The sequence below is a fragment of the Alloacidobacterium sp. genome (genome assembly GCF_035631355.1).
Classification (GTDB): Bacteria; Acidobacteriota; Terriglobia; order Terriglobales; family Acidobacteriaceae; genus Alloacidobacterium.
Map to the genome: position 1 here is coordinate 25,113 of NZ_DASQIX010000050.1, position 15,706 is coordinate 40,818.

The following is a 15,706-nucleotide window of genomic DNA, read 5'->3' on the forward strand; positions in this document are numbered from 1 at the left end:
AAGGACCTGCGGTTTCTCAGTATCAGCGCGAAACGAACTTTTTCAAAGAACGGGCTTCAGCCGCGGGCCCTTCAAAAAAACCTTGTCAAGCCCCAAACTGAAAAATAATTCTTAAACCATTAAAACCAAACCACTTACCGCGAACCAAATTTGGCGTACTATTTCACCCAATCTGCTATCCTAGAATAGAGAACAAAGGCCCGCTTCGAGCGGGCTTTTTTATTCACAGAAATCGAGGACCCCTCGCTAAGTGATTGAAAACACTAGAAACAACCTAACCCAAACAGAATCAGCCGCATAGCAGGGGATGATCCCCCGTCAAAGTGTTGAAAATACGTAGACCAGGAGGGGGAGGGGGGATACCCCGCCACACGCCTTATAATCAAACTGGGAAGTTTCGTACTTAACTCCCGGGGCGCACTGCATTGACGGACCAGATCATCATCCGCGGCGCGCGGGTGCACAACCTCAAAAATATCGACTGCAACATACCGCACGGCCTACTGACCGTGGTATCAGGCGTTTCCGGATCGGGCAAGTCTTCGCTCGCCTTCGATACCGTTTATGCCGAAGGCCAGCGCCGTTACGTCGAGTCATTGTCTGCCTATGCGCGCCAATTCCTCGAACGTATTGAAAAACCCGATGTTGACCTGATTGACGGCCTCGCGCCGGCGATCGCCATCAAGCAGAAGAACTCAACCCGCAACCCGCGCTCGACGGTAGCGACAGCCACCGAAATTTACGACTACATGCGGCTGCTTTACGCGCGCTGCGGAACCGTCCACTGCGTCGTCTGCAACGGAGTAGTCCGGCGCGACACAATCGATGAAATCGCCGCCACCGTGCTCGCCCTGGGTGAAGGCACGCGCCTGCACGCCCTCTTCCCCGTCCAAAAACCGCAGGAAACGCCGGTATCTCTCGAGCCGGAAAAGAAGCTTGCAAAACGCGCGAAAAAAGGCACTTTAAGCGCAAAAAATGACGCAAAATCGTCACTTAATGATTCGTTAAAAGAGCGCCTGACCGACCTGCGCAAGCGCGGCTTCAACCGCCTGTACCAAAATGGAACTATCTACGAGTTCTCAACCCCGGAATCGCTGCTTGAGGTCGACTTCGCGCTGCCCGTCTTCGCGCTTGTTGACCGCATCGTGGTAAGCGCCGACAATCGCGCCCGCATCGTTGATGCAGCCGAAATCGGCTACCGCGAGTCCGGCGAAATCCTCTACGAAATCGTCCCGCGCGATGCAGAGTCAGTCGAACGGGAACGCCTGCGCTTCTCCGCAGCCTTCGAGTGCAAAACCTGCCATCGCGTCTACCGCGAACCCGAACCGCGTCTCTTCTCCTTCAACAACCCCTTCGGCGCCTGCCCGCGCTGCCAGGGCTTTGGCAACACCATCGACTTCGACCTCGATCTCATCATTCCCGACAAGTCGAAGACGCTCGAAGAGGGCGCCATCGATCCGTGGAACCGCCCGAAATATCGCCCTTACTTCACTGAACTGAAGAAGGCCGCAAAGCAACACGGGATTCCGATGGATATCGCCTGGTACGATCTCACGCCCGACCAGCAGTCCTTTGTTCTCGACGGCCGCGGCGCATTCCTGGGAGTACACGGTTTCTTCGCGCATCTCGAACGTAAGAAGTACAAGCTGCACGTCCGCGTGATGTTGAGCAAGTATCGCGGCTATGCGCTCTGCCCTGAGTGCAAAGGACAACGTCTACGGGCCGAAGCCCGCGCAGTCCGCATTGGTGAGCAGGGCGGAACTCCGAACTGCGCCAAGAATATCTGCGAGGCAGCCGCGCTGACGATCAGTGGCGCGGACAGCTTCTTTGGCGGACTTCAGCTTACGGCCATGCAGGAGGAGATCGCCGGAAGCATTCTGCACGAAATCCAGCAGCGGCTGCATTTTCTCAACGCTGTCGGACTCGATTACCTCACGCTTGACCGACTCGCTTCGACGCTTTCAGGAGGCGAGTCGCAACGCATCCAGCTTGCCACGTCGCTCGGATCGCAACTTGTCGGCGCGCTCTATGTGCTTGACGAGCCATCCATTGGCCTGCATACGCGCGACACCGCCAAACTCATCCGCATTCTCGAAGACCTGCGCGATCTGGGCAATACTATCGTTGTCGTCGAGCATGATGCCGACGTAATCCGCTCGGCCGATTACCTGCTCGATCTCGGCCCCGGAGCCGGCGAGTTCGGCGGCAGAGTGCTGGCCGGAGGAACCGTCGAAGAGGTGGAGCGCGACCCTGATTCGCTCACCGGGCGCTATCTGAATGGACAACTCACCATCCCTGTTCCTACACGCAGGCGCGAACCGGGAAAGGAATGGCTGAAGCTGCGCGGCGCGCGGTCGCACAATCTCAAAGGCATCGATGTCGAGATTCCATTGAACATGCTCGTCTGCATTACGGGGGTGTCGGGTTCCGGCAAATCGACGCTTGTTCATGATGTGCTATACCGCGCTGTTGCCCACCAACTGGGCAAGGGCGAAGGAGCTGACCCGACCAATCTCTACAAGGAATTGAAAGGCGTGGAGCGCCTCAATGACATTGTCCTTGTCGATCAGAACCCCATCGGCCGCACGCCGCGCTCAAACCCTGTCACCTATATCAAGGCCTTCGACGCAATCCGTGAGCTCTTCGCGGCGCAACCCGAAGCTCAGCGCCGCAGCTATGCCGCCGGACACTTCTCCTTCAACGTTCCCGGCGGACGCTGCGACGTATGCGAAGGCGACGGCACTGTCACAGTTGAAATGCAATTCCTGGCCGACGTAGAGTTGCCCTGCGAGGAGTGCCGCGGCACCCGCTACAAGGCCAGCGTGCTGGAAATCAAATACAAGGGCAAGAGCATCCACGAAGTCCTGAACCTGACGGTCAAAGAGGCGCTGCGGTTCTTCGTGGGCCAGCCGAAGATACTCGACAAACTGGCGGTTCTCGACGAAGTTGGTCTCGGCTATGTCCGGCTCGGACAGTCGGCGACGACGCTCTCCGGCGGAGAGGCGCAGCGCGTGAAGCTGGCAGCGCACCTGGCGACCGTTCGCTCAACCGGATCGGCAGTAAAGAAAGGTGGCAGCCGCGTCCTTTATGTGCTGGACGAGCCTACAACGGGTCTTCACTTTGATGATGTCAGCAAGCTCCTCACCGCGTTTCGGAAACTCATCGATGGTGGCGGGTCGTTGCTGGTTATCGAGCATAATCTGGATGTCATTAAGTCGGCAGACTGGGTGATCGATCTTGGCCCGGAGGGCGGGGCGCAGGGCGGGCAGATTGTAGCTACGGGAACGCCCGAACAGATTACGCAGAATGAGTTGTCCCACACAGGGTATTGGCTATCTAAAGTATTGACACAGCGCCGCGAATCAAAACACGAGCCTCTGCAGGAAGAGGAGAATGAAGTAGCAGTATGAAGTCATTCATTAAGTATCTGACGATAGGCGGATTCGCCTGTTCTCTTCTTCCTGTTTATGCCCAGTCGGCGCCACAACCGCCGGGAACCAGTATCGGTGAGCCTTCGCAAGCCGCTAACGATCCCCTGTCACAAGCTGAAGCCGCTATCGACACAAAAGATTTCGCAAGCGCCAAAACCCTGCTCGACACTTATCTCTCCGCGCACAACAACGATGCGCGCGCTCTTTTCGACCGCGGCTATGTGGAGGACGCGCAGGGCCGCGATGACAGCGCCGCCGATTACTACCAGAAAGCCATTGCCGCTGACCCGAAGCAGTTTGAATCGCGTCTCGCACTGGGATTGATTCTGGCGCGCCAGGGCAAGCAGCAGGAAGCCCATGAGCAGCTAGCGGCGGCTTCCAAGCTGGAACCGAATCCGCCAAATCCGACAGCGAAGGCGCAGGCATGGCGCACTCTAGCGCAGTTTGACCGCTCCAGCGATCCGGACGCGGCGAAGCAGGAGCTTCTTCAGGCGCTCTCCATCAGTCCGGAAACTCCGCCTGATCTGCTGTTGACTGGAGAGATTGCCGAAGCGGAAGGCGATGAGGTAAATGCGGAAACCGCTTATCGCCGTTTGCTGAACCAGCAGCCGGCATCGTCCGAGGCAACCGCAGGACTAGCCCATGTTCTCATCGCACAGAAGAAATATGCCGATGCCGAGCCACTGATTAAGACGGCGCTCATTCGCGATCCGGATGATCCGGCACTGAATACTCAACTGGCCATTGTGCTGAACGCGGAAGGCAAGCAGGATGAAGTCGTTAGCGTACTGGAAAAGCTTCATGCAAAGCAGCCGGACGACCCAGCCATCAATGCCATGCTGGCCGATGCTTACACGCAGACTGGCGCAGCTGAGAGGGCGGATCCACTCTACGTCCAGTTGCTGAAGAGCGCTCCCAATGACCCGGCGCTGTTGACGGCACGCGGCGAGAACTTCATTCGCCAGCAGCGATATGCGGAAGCGGTGATAGTCCTGCAGAAGGCCGTAAGCCTGAAGCCGGCCAATGGCGATGCCTGGAGCAGCCTGGCCTTCGCCGCATCGGAGAACCACCAGCCGCAACTAGTGCTCGACGCTCTTTCCGCGCGATCAAAATATCTCGAAGAAACCCCGGCTACCTACTTCCTTTGGGCAACAGCTTACGATAATCTACATCACACACAGCAGGCGGCAGAGTACTATCATAGATTTCTGACAGCCGCCAATGGAAAGTTCCCCGACCAGGAGTGGCAGGCAAAACATCGGTTGATCGCTCTTGGCAAATAGTTGGCCGATGACGTTCCCGTGGCACCCGAAAGGAGGTGCTCCATGAGGTTCGTAGCAATAGCAACCGCAGCCGTCCTGCTCGCCCCCTGCATTCATGCGTATGGCGCTAACGAAAAGCTCCCCGATCCACAGGCCCTCCTGCTACTCGAAGCCAAAGCCGATCAGGCGTCTCCCAAAGAGCAGTGTTTCCTTTATGCGGAAATTGTCCACGACATGACTGAAATTGCTGGCCAGGAATTACAATCGGGTGACATCGACCATGCCTCGCAAACGCTGAAAGCTGTGCAGACTTATACGGAGAAGATCCACATGGGCATGGCGGATGACACGCGAAAGCTGAAGAACGCCGAGATCCTCATCCGCCACACGGCATTTCGCCTGAATGAGATTCTGCACAACGCGTCGCTGGACGACCGGCCCACACTCCAAGCCACCCTGAAGCAGCTCGACAAAGTGCAAAACGAGCTGATGATGCAGGTATTCAAGCATTGAAATACAGAGAATAGGGAGAAGGCTTAGGGATTTCTCTATTCCCTAAGCCCCTTCTCCCTGAATTTCAGGAAATCGCAAACTTTGGAATATCGGCCCCTGCAATTTCCGGCTTATGCACCGGTGTGTCGCTCTTTACATAGCTCACTTTGCCAGCAGCGATCTCATCCTGCGCGATCTTACAGGCTTTGCGCGAGTGCGATTCGACCAAGGGCTGCGAGCCGCTTTGCAGTTGACGGGCGCGGCGCGCGGCCACAAGAACGTAACGGAAGTTGCTGTCGAACGACTGCTCCAGACTCATTGACTGATCCTCCAATTTGAAGAACTGCAACTTGCTTTTCAGGTTGTGCCGTTTTCCTCGCCGGGCAATCCAAAGGCCCTCAGCACAGGACGGATGCGCTCGCATGCATTCTCCTGCCTGCAGCCTTCCGCCAGTTTCATTAAGCGTTCACTATCCTGGACTGGGATGTTTCCCTCTCGGTGAATGCGTTCGCTGGCAACTATGGCTGCAAGTTCCTCCTCGGCACGGGCGAGAACGTCATTGACGAGAATATAGCTGTATTCGCGGTAATTCTCAATCTCCTGCCGCGCCTTGGCCAGACGGCGCTGGATTTCCTCTTCGCTAACGTCGCCCTCGGCTCGGCTGCGGCTACGCAAGCGGGTGGCGAGAATGTCTGGCGTGGGCGGCATGACAAAGATGCTGACTGCATCAGGGACTTTATTGCGTACCTGTGCCGCACCCTGCACATCGATGTCAAGCAGAAGATCTTTGCCGTGGGCTTGGGCATCGGTCAGCGAGCGGCGCGCCGTTCCGTAGTACTTGCCGAAAACTTCGGCGTGCTCCAGAAAGTCGTCGTCGCGCACCATGCGCTCGAAAGTTTCGCACGTGGTGAAGTGATATTCGCGGCCTTCTTCTTCTGAGCCACGTGGAGCCCGTGTAGTGTAGGAAACGGAAAACTCCAGATTGTCCACAAGCGAACGGATCTGGTTGACCAGCGTCGATTTTCCTGAGCCCGAAGGCGCTGAAATAATGAAGAGTATTCCTGCCAAGCGTCTTCCCTTTTATTCGAGGTTCTGCACCTGTTCGCGGGCCTTTTCAATTTCCGATTTCATGCCCAGGCCAAGTTCGGTAATGCGTGTTCCATTGCCAGCAAGCCCGCTGGTCTTCGAAAGCAGCGTGTTGGCTTCGCGGTTCATTTCCTGTAGCAGGAAGTCGAGCTTTTTTCCGATTTCCCCGCCCTGATCGAGCAGCGATTCAAAATGCGCAATGTGCGTGTTCATGCGGGCGATTTCTTCTTCTACGTCGCTGCGCTCGGCCAACAGCGCGGCCTCCTGCAACAGGCGGTCTCGGTCAAGATTGCCATCAAGCATCTCGGACATTCGCTGGGCGATGCGCTCGAAATATGCCTTCTGCACGTCCTGCCGCAGACCTGCCACCCCTTCGACAAACCCGCTTAGGCGGGCGAGCCCCTTCCGCAATTCTGCCGCGAGCGAGTCACCCTCCGCGGACCGCATAGTATTTAACTCGCCGATCAACGCGGAAACGCGCTTCAGAACAGCCGATTCGATGGACTGCACCTCTTCTTCGGAATTGCGCGAATCGCCGTTCAGCACTCCAGGCAGGCGGAAGATGGAGTTAAGGTCGGGCTCGGCAGTCAATCCATACTGCGCCGCCGCGCTGCGAAAGGCTGTGACGTAGGCGGCCACCAGGCTCTGGTCATACTGCGCTTCCATTTTTGTGCTGCGGTCGATGGACAACGAAACTTCAACGTGCCCGCGCGCGATTCTTTCCTTCAGCACTTTGCGCAGTTGCATTTCCAGCGACTCCGTGCCGCTGGGCAGGCGCATGTGCAGGTCGAGAAAACGGTGGTTCACGCTCTTCAGGCTGAGCGTGTAGCCAAGCTTGTCAGAGAGTCTTTCCGCGGCGCGGGCGAAGCCGGTCATGGAATGGATGGGCAGAGCTTCTTTTGTGGGAGCTGCAGCTTCTTTTTTCGGCGTCATAATTCTGGCTCACCCATCATCGCAGGCTCTGGGCAGGTTCGGCCAGTTCCGGCGCGTCAATGAATTGCAACTGGTACAGCTTCTGGTAAGTCGGCGAGGTGTGCATCAGCTCTTCATGCGGACCGATTGCCGTAATGCGTCCCTGCTCGATAACAGCAATGCGCGTTGCCCGGCGTACGGTTGAGAGGCGGTGGGCAATGACAACGACTGTGCGCTCCGTCATCAAGTTGCTCAGGGCAGCCTGTACCAACGATTCGCTTTCGGCATCGAGCGCCGAAGTGGCCTCATCGAGGATCAGGACCGGCGCGTCCTTCACCAGCGCGCGCGCGATGGCCAATCGCTGACGCTCGCCACCAGAGAGGCGGAAGCCCTTCTCGCCGACCAGCGTGTCATAGCCTTCGGGAAGCCGCATGATGAAATCGTGCGCCAGCGCCGCCTTCGCCGCTTCCTGCACACGCTGGATGGGTACGTCGGGCTGTCCGTAGGCGATGTTGTTTCGCACCGTGTCATTGAATAGGATCGTTTCCTGCGTTACCTTGCCGATCTGGTCGCGCAGTGAGCGCATGCTTACGTCGCGCACGTCGTGGCCATCGATCAAAATCCGGCCTGATGTGACATCGAAGAAGCGCGGAATCAGATTGACCAGCGTTGACTTCCCTGCTCCGCTGGGGCCGACAAGCGCGACCACTTCGCCGCAGTGAATCTCAAGATCAATATCGTGGAGGACTTTCTTTTCGCCTTCATCATCGCGATAGGCGAAGCCGACGTTCTCAAGCTTGATGGAATCGTGGAAGCCTTTGAGCGTGTAGGCGCGATGCTTTTCGACCATCTCGTCCTGGTCGTCCATAAATGTGAAGATGGCCGTTGAAGCGCCCAGCGCCTGCTGGAAGTTGTTGTAGAACATGGCAAAGCGTCGCACCGGATCATAGAGCTTGAAAAGGGCCACGATAAAAGCAAAGAAGGCGCCCTCAGTCATGGCTCCGCTCTTGATCTCGCCTCGCCCTACCAACAGTAGCAGGGCGATGGCTATAGCGCCGATGGAATCCATCAATGGAGAACTGATGGCCTGTGCCCGCACCGAACGCAGGTTGGCCTTGAGGAGCCGCTTGGCTGCGTCGCGGAATCGCAGCAACTCCCAGAACTCCATGTTGAAGGCCTTCACGATGCGATTGCCGGTGATAGTCTCGTGCAGGATGTTCTGTATCTCGGCGAGCCTGTCCTGGCCTTTGCGCGTGGTCTGGCGCACGTCGCGGCCAATGCGGCGTATCGAGCCGATCACAAGTGGAACGAAGATCAGCAGCGCCCACGCGAGCCTGCCACCAAAGTGGATCACGACTCCGATGGTGAAAATCAAGGTAAAGAACTGCTGAAGAAACTCCGACAACACCGACGACATGGCATACTGCACGCGCTCAATGTCGTTGATCAGGGTTGAGAGCAGCGTGCCGGTGGCGTGTTTCTGAAAGAACGAAACCGAGCGCCGCAGCACTGCTTCATAGAGGTCATCGCGCAGGTCGGTAATCATGCCGAAGCCGGCACAGTTCACCAAATAAGTGCCTGCATAATCGCAGACGCTCTTTAGCAACGTTGAAACCACCAGGGCGAAGGCGACGATTCCCCATACATTGTGAATGTAATGGGGAATCATCTGCTGCAATGTGAATTGATAGTGTGTTCCCGGAATCTTATAGATCGTTATAGGCTGACTGAGTGTGCCGGGATGGAGCACATGGTCAAAGATGGGTTGCACCAGCAGGACCCGAAAGGCGTCCAGAAGTCCCACGGCGGCCATCAAGATCACGGACGCCAGCGCCTGCCACCAGTAGCGCCTCATGTAATAAAGCAGACGCAGGATGCGCTTCATCTAGATTGCCTGCGGGCCTGCCATCGATCTGCCATCTCTTTATTTTACCGGGATGGGCCGTCTACGCACATATTCCTGAATGATACCTTTTGGAGGGCGGCACCTTATTAAACCAGTTCTCCAAATTATCAACGCCATCATTACCGGGACATCTTTTCAGATGGAAGTCAGATACGCATCCTCCCAAGGACACGAGAACTGGCACACCCGCTATTGTCCGCAGCCAAACTTCTATAGGAAATCACTTCAGATATGCCAATTACAACTTCAGGAGTGGCCCGGGCAACCGGATCCGGCAATACGGGCAGTAGAGGCCACGTTGCCTGGGGCGCAAGCCCGATGTGCGGAAGGAATCAGCACAACGGAGATTTAGGTCATCATGGAAAGCCAGAAAGAATACTTTGAATAGGCGCGCGATCACCAGCAGTTCAACTAGATCGCCGACTTTCTTCGCGGCCTGCCCGAACTAGAATTGGTTCATCTTGGTGAGATTTGAAAAATAGCGAGTTGCCACCGTGATGACAGCGAGTCCTCTGACCTGTCCCCTGGACCTGCACAGAACTGATTCCCTTTTATATCCCCGCGAAGGCGGTTTTATTGGGGGATATATATCCTAAGCTATTGATTTTGTGGTAGCCCATCGGCTACCGAATAACTGCAATAAGTTATTGATATTAATGTTTTTAGTGAAAATAGATTTGCAATTTGCCCCCAATGTTGCCCCCATCGCAGAGGCTCATCGCCTACCCGGGTTTATGCTCCCCTGTCCTGCCATTGCCCGGACTGATCTCGATTGAAAATGGTTTTCGAAACAAACCGAATTCCAAAAATTAGGGGTACAACCTTGCACCAATTCTGGTGCTTTATAGATTTTCGCCTTAATTTCGCCTATCCTATTTCAATTCTATGGCGACAGCAGCCAATCTTCGCGCCCAGATTGAAGAGACGCTTGCAAAACGAGTCCCGGCTGCATTTTCACTCAAGATACGGCAAGCGCCGGAATTCTTTGCCACGGAAATTGCGGAAGTAGATGCAGCCTTAGAAGGCGGGATCCCTCGTGGAAGCATCACGGAGATCAGCGGGGCCGCGTCAAGTGGAAAGACTTCGCTTGTGCTCTCGGCAATTTCCGAAATCACCCGATCCGGAGCAGCCTGCGCCTGGGTAGATGTTCGCGATGCACTTTCGCCCGAATCGGCTGCAGCAGCAGGCGTAGTACTGGAACGGCTGCTCTGGCTTCGCACAGAGCCTGCCATTCCTGAACGTCAGACTATCGCATCAGTAGAGAACAGACCCGTTCTTCACCGGCAAGCTGTGCATCAGGGTGAGGCCAGCCGACATCCTCGTAATGAGACACGAGGGATGGATAGCGCGATCTCCCGCCTCTTCAAAGGCGAAGGCGGTTTACTGCGGGACAAAACCATCGGCACGCCGGGACGAAGCAATCGTCCGTTGAGTGAGCCGAGATGCGCGGGGCCTCTGCCGCTTGTACAACGTGATGAGCAAGTGGCTTATGACCGTCTGCCAGCAAGGAGAGGCGAGTATTTCCTCAAGGAACTTCCAGCGAAAAAGCAGGCTGAATCCCAAGCGCGCAATTCAACAATAAGCAAGCCCAATAGTCCAACACCAGAGAAGCCCTGGTCGCGGCTGGAACAGGCACTCAGAGCTACTGACCTTCTTCTGCAAGCTGGCGGGTTTGCCGCCATCGTGCTCGACATGGGAGATGTGCTTCCACAACACACCTTGCACATTCCTCTGGCGACTTGGTATCGCTTCCGACTGGCGGCAGAGCAGGCAAGAACAGCTCTCATTCTACTTACGCAATCTCCATGCGCAAGCAGTTGCGCGGCGCTCGCACTGCGTTGTGAACCTGCCAGCAATGAAAGGTGGAGTAACGGCGAAACGCCTCTCTTCCAGGGCCAGCGATACACCCTGATACGAGAACGAAATCGCAATGAAGGATCAGTAAATGTTCGGAAAAAACCATCGGCAAGGGCCGAGTGGCAAGCTCAATCGGAGTGGACGAGAGTGCGCTGATGTATGCCGCTCTATATGCTCTGGACTTTCCTGTGCAGGCTGTAGCGCACCAGAAGCCGGAACTGCGCAAGCGGGCCGTTGCATTGCTCGATGGTGAGCCGCCGCTGGAAACCGTATACGCCACGAACATCCAGGCCCGTGCTTTAGGTATTAAGGAAGCGATGAGCCGTTTGCAGGCTGAGTCGTTTGTTGGTGCTGTGGTTCTGCGTCGAGACCGGGAATGCGAAGAATCGGGACTCTCCATTCTTCATACGACAGCTTGCAACTTTTCTCCGCGCATCGAAGCCGTTGACGGCCATCCCGGCACCTATGTGCTCGACATCCAGGGCATGCATAGCCTGTTCGGTGACGCTGCCCAACTCGCAGACAAGCTACGCAAAAGAATCATGGCTGCAGGTTTTCTGGCGAATGTGGCTGTGTCGCAAAACTTTCATACTGCTTGCTGTCTGGCGCGTGGCCGAGCCGGGGTGTCGATTGTTCCGCCTGAAAGTGAAGCAACAGCGCTGGAGTCGTTGCCCCTGGATGTCTTGGACCCTGAGCCGGAGCAGGCAGAGACGTTTGCATCATGGGGAATCCGCACGCTGGCAGAACTTGCCGCGCTGCATGAAACAGACCTGATTGCACGTATGGGGCAGGCTGGAAAGCGTTTGCATTCACTGGCTCGTGGTGAGTGGCCACACCTGATGATTCCTCTGGAAGTGAGCTTTGAATCGGAACTGGCGGAAATGATGGAACTCGATTATCCGGTCGAGATGCTTGAGCCATTGCTGTTTTTGCTGGCGCGGATGATAGACCAGCTTCTTGCCAAGGTGCTGTCGCGTTCGCATGCCATCGCTTCTCTTAAAGTCATCCTGAAGCTGGAGCGAGATGCAGATGGGCAGTTCCAGACTCATCAACGCATCGTCCGGCCTGCATTACCACTGCAAGATGCCCGCACATTGCTCAAGCTGGTACAGCTCGATCTCGAAGCGCATCCACCAAAGGGGGCGATTGTTGCCCTCGATGTGTCTGCACAGTCCGCAAAGCCACATCGCGCCCAGCATGGGCTGTTTCTGCCGCAGTGTCCAGAATCTGGACAACTTGAAATACTACTTGCGCGCCTGCGCAAGCTCTTAGGCTATGAGCAAGTCGGATCGCCGGAATTGCTGGACGATAACAGGCCGGATGCCTTTCGCATGGCTCGGTTTGCTCCGCCATCTCCAAAGCTTCTACAGACTCAAACTGCACCAGTGCCTACAGCACTGCGCGTATGTCGCCCACCTCAGGCCATCGGTGTTGCGCTGAAAGGAACCTTGCCAGCGCAGGTGTTTTGGAAAGGGCAGAGATACATGGTCGCAGAGCTAGCTGGCCCATGGCGGTTCAGCGGTCAATGGTGGTCAGAATCCAACTGGAGCCGCGAGGAATGGGACGTGAGGCTGATGTGTAGCAGCAGTGAGCAGACATGCCGAATAGCGCGTGATCCCAGTTCGAACTGCTGGTATGTGCAGGGGACGTATGACTGATTACATCGAGTTGCACGCCCGGTCAGCCTTCAGCTTTCTTGAAGGCGCATCCCTGCCCGAATCCCTGATGGCGCGTGCCGCCGATCTGGGAATGCCAGCAATGGCACTTCTTGATCGCAATGGCGTATACGGAGCGCCACGATTTCACACTACTGCTCAGAAACTGGGAACCAGAGCACACATAGGCGCAGAGATTACTGCTTCAGACCTCGGTCAGCGATTACGTCCACCAGCATATCTCCCACACCAGCATCCTGTTGAACCTGTACGCCTGCCGCTATTGGTGAAGTCCCGCACTGGATACCAGAATCTCTGCCGTCTTATCACGCGCTTCAAGATGCGTGAAAGCACGAAAGCAGAAGGTGCTGCTGTCGAGCGAGATGTGGAGCAGTACAGCAAAGGTCTGGTTTGTCTGACGGGAGGCGATGAAGGCCCGCTGGCTGCTGCACTGTCAAATGGTGGTTCTGAAGCGGCACTGAAGACAGTGGAAAAGCTGGTCGGCATCTTCGGCCAGAAGAATGTCTATGTCGAGTTGCAGCGCCACTTCAGCCGCGAAGAAGAGTACCGCAACCGTGCCGCTGTGGACATTGCCCGATCATTGAATCTTCCTCTCCTGGCGACTGGCGGAGTCAGTCACGCTACAGCATATGAGCGCGAAGTGATGGATGTCTTCACCTGCATCCGTCACAAGAAAACACTTGATACAGCAGGCCGTATGCTGGCAATCAATGCCGAGAGGCATCTGCGGTCTGCCGCTGAGATGAAGCAGCTTTTCTACGACTATCCGGAAGCCATTGCCAACACCAAAGAGCTTTCGTCTCGCCTGCAATTTGAGATGAATGACTTGGGCTATCAGTTCCCGGCCTATCCCGTTCCCGAAGGGCAGACGATGGATTCATTTCTGCGTCAGCGCGTAGACGAGGGCATACGCTCTCGCTATCTGCCCAAGAGCAATCCCGGCTTGTATGCCAAAGCAAAGAAACAGGCAGAGCGCGAGCTGCGCCTGATTGAACAACTAGGACTCGCAGGCTATTTCCTGATCGTTTGGGACATCGTGCAGTTCTGTAAGCGCAATGGTGTGCTGGTGCAGGGCCGAGGGTCGGCGGCAAACAGCGTTGTTTGTTATGCCCTCGAAATCACCGCCATTGACCCGGTAGGCATGAACTTGCTCTTTGAACGCTTCCTTTCGGAAGAGCGCGGAGAGTGGCCGGATATTGACATCGACCTGCCCAGCGATACAGACCGGGAACGAGCCATCCAGTACGTCTACCAAAGTTATGGGGAGTTAGGCGCAGCGATGACGGCCAACGTAACCACATATCGCGGAAGGTCTGCTTCTCGGGAAGCTGGTAAAGTTTTGGGCTTCGATCACGACACACTGGGGAGGCTTACCGCATTGGTAGGTGCATGGGAGTGGAAAGGGCCAAACGACACACTGGAGAACAGCTTCCGTGCGGCCTCGTTCGATGTGCAGCATCCTCGAATTGCGAAATACCTGGAGCTTTGTGAGCGGATGCAGGACTTGCCCCGCAACCTCTCCCAGCACTCGGGCGGTATGGTGATCTGCCAAGGCCATTTGGACGCAGTAGTGCCGCTGGAACGTGCTTCGATGCCCGGCAGGACGGTTGTGCAGTGGGACAAGGAAGACTGCTCCGACATGAAGATCATCAAGGTTGATCTGCTTGGCCTGGGAATGATGGCCGTGATGAAAGATTGTGTTGAGCTTGTTCCACGGCATTATGGCAGGCCTCTTGATCTGGCACAGCTTCCGCAAGACCCTGAAGTTTATAAGACACTGCAGCGCGCCGACACCGTGGGGATGTTTCAGGTGGAGAGCCGAGCACAGATGTCCGCACTGCCCCGAAATAAGCCGGAAAAGTTCTATGACCTTGTTGTGCAGGTGGCTATCATTCGGCCCGGCCCTATCGTGGGCAAGATGATGAATCCGTACATGCTGCGCAGGCAGGGAAAACAGGAGATTACCTATCCGCATCCGCTGCTTGAGCCTGTGCTGAAGCGCACTTTAGGTGTTCCCCTCTTTCAGGAGCAGTTGATTCGCATTGCGATGGTGGTTGCGAACTTCACTGGTGGCGAGGCTGAGGAGTTGCGCCGCGCAGTCGGAATGCGCCGCTCAAAAGACAGAATGAAAGCTCTAGAAGTAAAGCTGCGTAATGGTATGACGGCCAATAGCGTTGCGCCGGAAGCACAGGAACAGATTGTGCAGGCCATCAGCTCATTCGCTTTATATGGATTTCCCGAGTCTCATGCCGCCAGCTTTGCTCTGATCGCTTATGCCAGTGCCTACATCAAGCAGCACTATCTTGCCGCGTTCACCTGCGCCATGCTCAACAACCAGCCAATGGGGTTTTACTCGCCTTCGACACTCATTAATGATGCGAGACGACACGGCCTGAAGGTTCTGTCTATAGACGTCCAGCATTCGGACTGGCAATGCACACTTGAAGATCTGAACAACACGGAACGCAGCAAATACTCTGACCCATTTGCTTTGAGACGGGGTTTCCGATATGTGAAAGGGCTACGCCAGCAGACGGGTGAAGGGATTGCAAGCGCCAGAAAGACAGATGGCCCGTTCGCCTCGGAATACGATCTGCAGCGGCGAGTGCCGGAGATACGCAAGGCCGAGCTAACTCTGTTAGCAAGAGTTGGTGCGTTGAACTGGACAGGTGAGAAACATCATCGGCGGACTGCCCTGTGGCGTGCAGAGCGCGCTGGCCAGCCTGTTGGGCCGTTGTTCGAGAATGTCCCCGATGCTTACGAGGCCGACACATCAGTCCCGCTTGCTGCCATGACGACAGAGGAGCGTCTGGTGGCTGATTTTAAGCTGACAGGCGCAACAAATGACAAACATCCGCTCTCATTCCACCGTCAGCACCTGAATAACCTGGGCATATCCAAAGCTGCCGATCTGCGCAATATGCCGGACGGCGTTTACGCTCGAACCGCCGGTTGTGTGATCGCCCGGCAACGGCCTGGGACTGCCAAGGGGTTTGTGTTTCTCAGCCTTGAGGATGAGAGCGGGATTTCCAACGCGATCATTCATCCTGATCTGTATGAACGAAATCGAGTGGTGGTCACGTC

General features: G+C 56.0%; 10 protein-coding genes. 6 read left to right on the forward strand and 4 right to left on the reverse strand.

What is annotated here, in order from left to right:
• Positions 1–425 precede the first annotated feature (425 nt).
• Genes uvrA through VEV40_RS09080 form a run of 3 tightly spaced genes read left to right on the forward strand, consistent with a single transcriptional unit; the run spans position 426 to position 5,206 of the window.
• The gene (gene uvrA / locus VEV40_RS09070) at positions 426–3,410 is read left to right on the forward strand and encodes an excinuclease ABC subunit UvrA (RefSeq protein WP_324831764.1); all 2,985 of its coding nucleotides are present in this window, start codon (positions 426–428) and stop codon (positions 3,408–3,410) included.
• On the forward strand, positions 3,407–4,714 hold the full coding sequence (locus tag VEV40_RS09075; RefSeq protein ID WP_324831766.1) for a tetratricopeptide repeat protein: 1,308 nt from the start codon (positions 3,407–3,409) through the stop codon (positions 4,712–4,714). Before uvrA ends, VEV40_RS09075 begins: the two co-directional genes overlap by 4 nt.
• Positions 4,715–4,756: 42 nt before the next feature.
• The gene (locus VEV40_RS09080) at positions 4,757–5,206 is read left to right on the forward strand and encodes a hypothetical protein (RefSeq protein WP_324831768.1); all 450 of its coding nucleotides are present in this window, start codon (positions 4,757–4,759) and stop codon (positions 5,204–5,206) included.
• A gap of 64 nt (positions 5,207–5,270) precedes the next feature.
• Here VEV40_RS09080 and rpoZ read toward each other — a convergent pair whose 3' ends face one another.
• Genes rpoZ through VEV40_RS09100 form a run of 4 tightly spaced genes read right to left on the reverse strand, consistent with a single transcriptional unit; the run spans position 5,271 to position 9,068 of the window.
• On the reverse strand, positions 5,271–5,504 hold the full coding sequence (gene rpoZ, locus VEV40_RS09085) for a DNA-directed RNA polymerase subunit omega (RefSeq protein ID WP_324831770.1): 234 nt from the start codon (positions 5,502–5,504) through the stop codon (positions 5,271–5,273).
• A gap of 38 nt (positions 5,505–5,542) precedes the next feature.
• Positions 5,543–6,253, reverse strand: coding sequence for a guanylate kinase (gmk, locus tag VEV40_RS09090; RefSeq protein WP_324831771.1), 711 nt, complete (start codon positions 6,251–6,253; stop codon positions 5,543–5,545).
• A 12-nt stretch (positions 6,254–6,265) separates the two neighbouring features.
• Positions 6,266–7,204, reverse strand: a complete 939-nt coding sequence (locus VEV40_RS09095; RefSeq protein ID WP_324831773.1) for a YicC/YloC family endoribonuclease — start codon at positions 7,202–7,204, stop codon at positions 6,266–6,268.
• Between the two features lie 16 nt (positions 7,205–7,220).
• Entirely contained in the window at positions 7,221–9,068 is a 1,848-nt protein-coding gene (locus VEV40_RS09100) for an ABC transporter ATP-binding protein (RefSeq protein WP_324831775.1), read from the reverse strand.
• Positions 9,069–9,974: 906 nt separating this feature from the next.
• Between VEV40_RS09100 and VEV40_RS09105 the strand changes: the two genes are divergently transcribed.
• From VEV40_RS09105 to VEV40_RS09115, 3 genes are all read left to right on the forward strand, one after another.
• Positions 9,975–11,102, forward strand: a complete 1,128-nt coding sequence (locus tag VEV40_RS09105; protein WP_324831776.1) for a hypothetical protein — start codon at positions 9,975–9,977, stop codon at positions 11,100–11,102.
• A complete protein-coding gene (locus VEV40_RS09110; RefSeq protein ID WP_324831777.1) occupies positions 11,066–12,604 on the forward strand; it encodes a DNA polymerase Y family protein in 1,539 nt (512 codons plus the stop codon). Before VEV40_RS09105 ends, VEV40_RS09110 begins: the two co-directional genes overlap by 37 nt.
• On the forward strand, positions 12,597–15,706 hold a 3,110-nt coding region (locus tag VEV40_RS09115), incomplete at its 3' end, for an error-prone DNA polymerase (RefSeq protein ID WP_324831779.1). The genes VEV40_RS09110 and VEV40_RS09115, both read left to right, overlap by 8 nt.